The 5,149-nt window shown below is 74.8% G+C and carries 5 protein-coding genes; all 5 read left to right on the forward strand.

What is annotated here, in order from left to right; all coding sequences use genetic code 11:
* Positions 1-586: iron chelate uptake ABC transporter family permease subunit (locus ABNT58_RS10550; protein WP_348753437.1), on the forward strand; the 586-nt coding region annotated here is incomplete at its 5' end.
* Positions 583-1,395 (forward strand): ABC transporter ATP-binding protein, encoded by an 813-nt coding sequence (locus ABNT58_RS10555; protein ID WP_348753438.1) that lies wholly within the window; start codon positions 583-585, stop codon positions 1,393-1,395. The genes ABNT58_RS10550 and ABNT58_RS10555, both read left to right, overlap by 4 nt.
* Before the next feature lie 10 nt (positions 1,396-1,405).
* Positions 1,406-2,491 carry an adenosylcobinamide-phosphate synthase CbiB gene (cbiB, locus tag ABNT58_RS10560; protein ID WP_348753439.1) on the forward strand — a complete coding sequence of 362 codons (1,086 nt, stop codon included), beginning with the start codon at positions 1,406-1,408 and terminating at the stop codon, positions 2,489-2,491.
* Positions 2,488-3,981 (forward strand): cobyric acid synthase, encoded by a 1,494-nt coding sequence (locus ABNT58_RS10565; RefSeq protein ID WP_348753440.1) that lies wholly within the window; start codon positions 2,488-2,490, stop codon positions 3,979-3,981. The genes cbiB and ABNT58_RS10565 overlap by 4 nt, the downstream gene beginning before the upstream one ends.
* 6 nt (positions 3,982-3,987) lie before the next feature.
* Positions 3,988-5,031, forward strand: coding sequence for a nicotinate-nucleotide--dimethylbenzimidazole phosphoribosyltransferase (gene cobT / locus ABNT58_RS10570; protein WP_348753441.1), 1,044 nt, complete (start codon positions 3,988-3,990; stop codon positions 5,029-5,031).
* Positions 5,032-5,149: the final 118 nt, after the last annotated feature.

Here is a 5,149-nt window from a genome sequence, read left to right on the forward strand (position 1 = left end):
GATGCTGGCGCGGGGCGCCGGCCAGCCGCTGCAGTTGCTGCTGTCGGGCGTGGTGGTGGGCGTGCTGCTGGGCGCGGTGGCCGATCTGATGCTGCTGGTGTCGCCCGAGGCCTTGCGCGGCAAGCAGGTGTTCCTGCTGGGCACCACCAGCTTTCTGGGCTGGCCCAGCGTGGCGATGCTGGCGGCGGCGCTGGTGCTGGCGCTGCCGCTGGCCACGCGCTTTGCCCGTGCGCTGGATGCACTGGTGCTGGGCGAAGCCAGTGCCCGCAGCCTGGGCCTGGACCTGCCGCGGGTGCGCCTGCTGCTGGTGGTGCTGATGGCGCTGGCCACCGGCACCGCGGTGGCGCAGGCCGGGCTGGTGGCCTTCGTCGGGCTGGTGTCGCCGCACCTGGTGCGCCGGCTGGTGGTGGTCACCCATGGCGCGTTGCTGGCCTTGTCGGCACTGGCCGGCGGCCTGTTGCTGCTGGCCGCCGACGTGGCCGCCCGCACGCTGATGGCGCCGCAAGAACTGCCGGTGGGCGTGCTCACCGCAGTGGTGGGCGGCGTGTACCTGATGCTGCTGCTGCGGCGGCGCGCGGCACGATGAAGCTCCACCTGCACGCCGATGTCGCCGCGCCGCTGCAGGCCCGCGAGCTGCGGGTGCAGCGCGGCGGCCGCGACGTGGTGCAGGACCTGTCGCTGCAGCTGCGCCCGGGCGAATGGGTGGCCATCGTCGGCCCCAACGGCGCCGGCAAGAGCAGCCTCTTGTCGGCGCTGGCCGGCCTGCTGCCGGTGGCCGGCGGCGAGGTGCGGCTGCAGGGCCGCCCGCTGGCCGACTGGCCGGCGCGCGAGCGGGCGCGCCGGCTGGCCTGGCTGTCGCAACAGGGCGAAGCCGAAGGCGACATTGCCGTGGCCGACGTGGTGCGCCTGGGCCGGCTGCCGCACCAGGGCCTGTTCGGCGGCGCCACCGCGGCCGACGAAGCGGCGGTGCAGGCCGCGATGGCCGAGACCGAATGCGATGCGCTGGCCCACCGCCGGCTGCAAGACCTGTCGGGCGGCGAGCGGCAGCGGGTGCTGCTGGCACGTGCGCTGGCGGTGCAGGCGCCGGTGATGCTGCTGGACGAACCCACCAGCCACCTCGACGCGCCTCACCAGCGTGCGCTGGTGCGCAGCCTGGTGGCCCGCGCCCGTGCCGGCGCGGCGGTGGCTGCGGTGCTGCATGAGATCACGCTGGCGCTGGCCGCCGACCGTCTGCTGGTGATGCAGGCCGGCCGCCTGCGCGCCGAAGGCCCGGCGGCCGACCCGGCGGTGCGCCAGGTGCTGGCCGAGGTGTTCGACCATGCCTTCACCATCGAGCGCATCGGCACCGCCGAAGCCGTCCGCTGGGTGGCGGTGCCGGCCCTGGGCGATGCATGAGGGCGCGGCCATGACGCACTGGCACGCTGCACCCGCCCTCACGACCCCGACGCTGGCCGCCGCGGTGCCCGCCGTGGCGCTGCTGGTGGCGCTGGCGATCGACCGCCTGTTCGGCGAGCCGCCGCTGCGCTGGCATCCGGTGGTGTGGATGGGCCACTACCTGGGCTGGGCGGGCCGCCGGCTGCCTGACCTGCCGCCGCGGCGGGCGTTCGTGGGCGGATTGCTGGCCTGGTGCGCGGGCGCCGCTGCGGTGGTGGCACTGGCCGCGCTGGCCGAATCGCTGCTGCGCCGCTGGTGGCAGGGTCATGGCGCCTGGGCCGCGCTGGCCGTGGCCGGCGTGCTGGGCGTGCTGCTCAAGCCCATGCTCAGCTGGCGCATGCTGCGTGACGAAGTGGCCGCGGTGGAAACGGCGCTGGGGCAGGGCGTGGACGCCGGCCGCCGGCAGGTGGCCCGCCTGGCCAGCCGCGACACCACGCAGCTCAGCGCGGGCGAGGTGCGCGAAACCGCGATCGAAACCCTGGCCGAGAACCTCAACGATTCGGTCATCGCGCCGCTGTTCTGGTTCGCGGTCGCCGGCCTGCCCGGTGCAGTGCTGTTCCGCTATGCCAACACCGCCGACGCGATGTGGGGCTACCGGGGCCGCTGGGAATGGGCCGGCAAGTTCGCCGCTCATGCCGACGATGTGCTGGCCTGGCTGCCGGCGCGCCTGACCGCGCGGCTGTTGCTGCCGCTGCGCTGCCGCTGGGCCCGGCTGGCGCGCGAAGCGCGGCTCACGCCTTCGCCCAACGGCGGCTGGCCGATGGCGGCGATGGCGCTGGCGCTGGGCGTGCGCCTGCGCAAGCCCGGCGTGTACGCCCTCCACCGCCACGCGCCCGAGCCGGCGCCCGCCGATGTGACGCGGGCGCTGCAGCGCGCCGGCCGCAGCTTGTGGATAGCGGCCCTGGTGCTTGGGCTGCTGGCGGGCGGCGTGGGCGCGTGGCGCGGCGCCGGCGGCCAGGCGCTGCGCCCGGCCGACCTGGGCTGGATGACGCATGCCCCGGCCGCTGGCGCCACGCCCGGCCCGGCGCCACGCCCCGTCACGGAGGCCCGCGCATGAAGCGGCCCGAAGCCGCCGTGATGGTGCTGGGCTGCACCAGTGGTGCCGGCAAAAGCTGGCTGGCCACCGCGCTGTGCCGCTGGTATGCGCGCCAGGGGCTGCGCGTGGCGCCCTTCAAGGCGCAGAACATGAGCAACCATGCCCGCGTGGTGCCGGCCACCGCGGGCCGCCCGGCGGGCGAGATCGGCAGCGCGCAGTACTTCCAGGCCCTGGCCGCACGGGCCGAGCCCGACGTGCGCATGAACCCGGTGCTGCTCAAACCCGAGGCCGACACCCGCAGCCAGGTGGTACTGCTGGGCCAGGTGCGGCCCGAGCTCACCACCATGCCCTGGCGTGAACGCAGCCAGCACCTGTGGCCGGCCGCCGAAGCCGCGCTGCAATCGCTGCGCGACGAGGTGGACGTGCTGGTGATCGAAGGCGCCGGCTCGCCGGCCGAGATCAACCTGGCCAGCAGCGACTACGTCAACACCCGCACCGCGCTGGCCGCGCAGGCCGCCTGCCTGCTGGTGGCCGACATCGACCGCGGCGGCGCCTTCGCGCACCTGTACGGCACCCACGCGCTGATGGACGCGCAGGTGGCGCGCCAGGTGCGGGGCTTCGTGCTCAACCGCTTCCGTGGCGATGCCGGCCTGCTGGCGCCGGCCCCGGCGCAGCTGCACCGGCTGACCGGCGTGCCCACCGTGGCCGTGGTGCCGATGCAGCGCGACCACGGCCTGCCCGAGGAAGACGCCGTGCCCGCCAGCCACGCGGCTGCCGGCGGCCCGCGGGTGGTGGTGCTGGCCACGCCGCATGCCAGCAACCTGGATGAATTCGAGCCGCTGCGCCAGGCCGGCGTGGCCTTGCACTTCAGTCGCGACGCGGCCGTGCTGCGCGCCGCCGACTGGCTGGTGCTGCCCGGCAGCAAGCACAGCCGGGCCGATGCGCAATGGCTGCGCGACCAGGGCCTGGACGCGGTGGTGCAGGCCCATGCGGCCAGCGGCCGGCCGCTGCTGGCGGTGTGCGGCGGGCTGCAGATGCTGGGGCAGCGGCTCGACGACCCGCTGGGCCTGGAAGGCGGCCAGCCCGGCAGCACGCCGGGCCTGGGGGTGCTGCCGATGGCCACGCAGTTCGAGCCGGCCAAGCAACTGACGCGGCGGCCCCACCGCTTCGGCGCGCTGCAGGGCGCCTGGGCGCCGCTGTCGCACCTGGCCATCGAGGCCTATGAGATCCACCTCGGCCGCAGCCAGCTGCTGCCCGCCGAGGCCGGCGCCGTGGTGCCACAACCGGCGCTGCCGGAGGCGCCCACGCTCGGCTGGCAGCAAGGCAACGTGCTGGCGCTGTACCTGCACGGCCTCTTCGAATCGCCGGCCGTGCTGCAGGCCTTGTTCGGCCGCGCGCCGCGTTCGCTCGATGCGGTGTTCGACGGCCTGGCCGACGTGGTGGACGCTGCCTTCGAGCCCGGCGTGTTGTGGTCCCTGCTCGATCCGCTGATCGCTTCTTCCGCTTCCTGACACCGCATGAGCACTTTTCAAGTTCCTGCCATCACCACCACCGCCGATGCCGAGCTGGCCGCCCGGCTGCAGCAGCGCATCGACCGCAAGACCAAGCCGCTGGGCGCGCTGGGCCGCATCGAGTCGCTGGCGCTGCAGCTGGGCCTGGTTCAGCGCACCGAGGCGCCGGTGCTGCTGCAGCCGCAGATGCTGGTGTTCGCAGGCGACCATGGCCTGGCGCGCCGCGGCGTCTCGGCTTATCCGCAGGACGTGACCTGGCAGATGGTGGAGAACATGCTGGCCGGCGGCGCGGCGGTGAACGTGTTCTCGCGCCAGGCGGGGCTGGATGTGACGGTGGTGGATGCCGGCGTGGCCCACGACTTCGCGCCCCGGCCTGGCCTGCTGCTGCGCAAGGTGGCCCCCGGCACCGTCGATGCCAGCGAAGGGCCGGCGATGACCGAGGCGCAATGCGCGCAGGCGCTGGCGGCCGGCGCCGAGGTGCTGCGCGGCCTGCCCGGCAACGCAGTGCTGCTGGGCGAGATGGGCATTGGCAACAGCAGCAGCGCGGCCCTGTTGCTGGCGCGGCTGGCCGGCGTGCCGATCGAGGCCGCGGTGGGCCGCGGCACCGGGCTGGACGACGCCGGCCTGGCGCGCAAACGGGCGTTGCTGGCGCAGGTGCTGCAGCGGCATGCCGATGCGCAGCCGCCGCTGCAGGCGCTGGCCGCGCTGGGCGGCTTCGAGATCGCGATGCTGGCCGGCGCGATGCTGCAGGCCGCGCACGAGCGCCGGCTGATCGTGGTCGACGGCTTCATCTGTGCCGCCGCGGCGCTGGTGGCCTGCCGGCTGCAGCCGGCCGTGCGCGACTACTGCGTGTTTGCCCACCTGGGTGGTGAAGCGGGCCATGCCGCGCTGCTGCAGGCCCTGGGCGTGCAGCCGCTGCTGCAGCTGGACATGCGGCTGGGCGAAGGCTCGGGCGCCGCGCTGGCCTGGCCGCTGGTGCAGGCGGCGGTGGCCATGCTGCGCGAGATGGCCAGCTTCGAGTCGGCCGGCGTGTCGGACAGCGGCGCGTAACGCCATGGGCCTGCACCACGAAGCGCGGCTGGTGCTGGTGGCCGCTCAGTTCCTCACCCGGCTGCCGGTGCGCATACCGCTGCAGGACGGACGCTTCGACCCCGCCTGGCTGCATGCC

The sequence above is a fragment of the uncultured Aquincola sp. genome (assembly GCF_964001545.1).
Lineage (GTDB): Bacteria > Pseudomonadota > Gammaproteobacteria > Burkholderiales > Burkholderiaceae_C > Aquincola.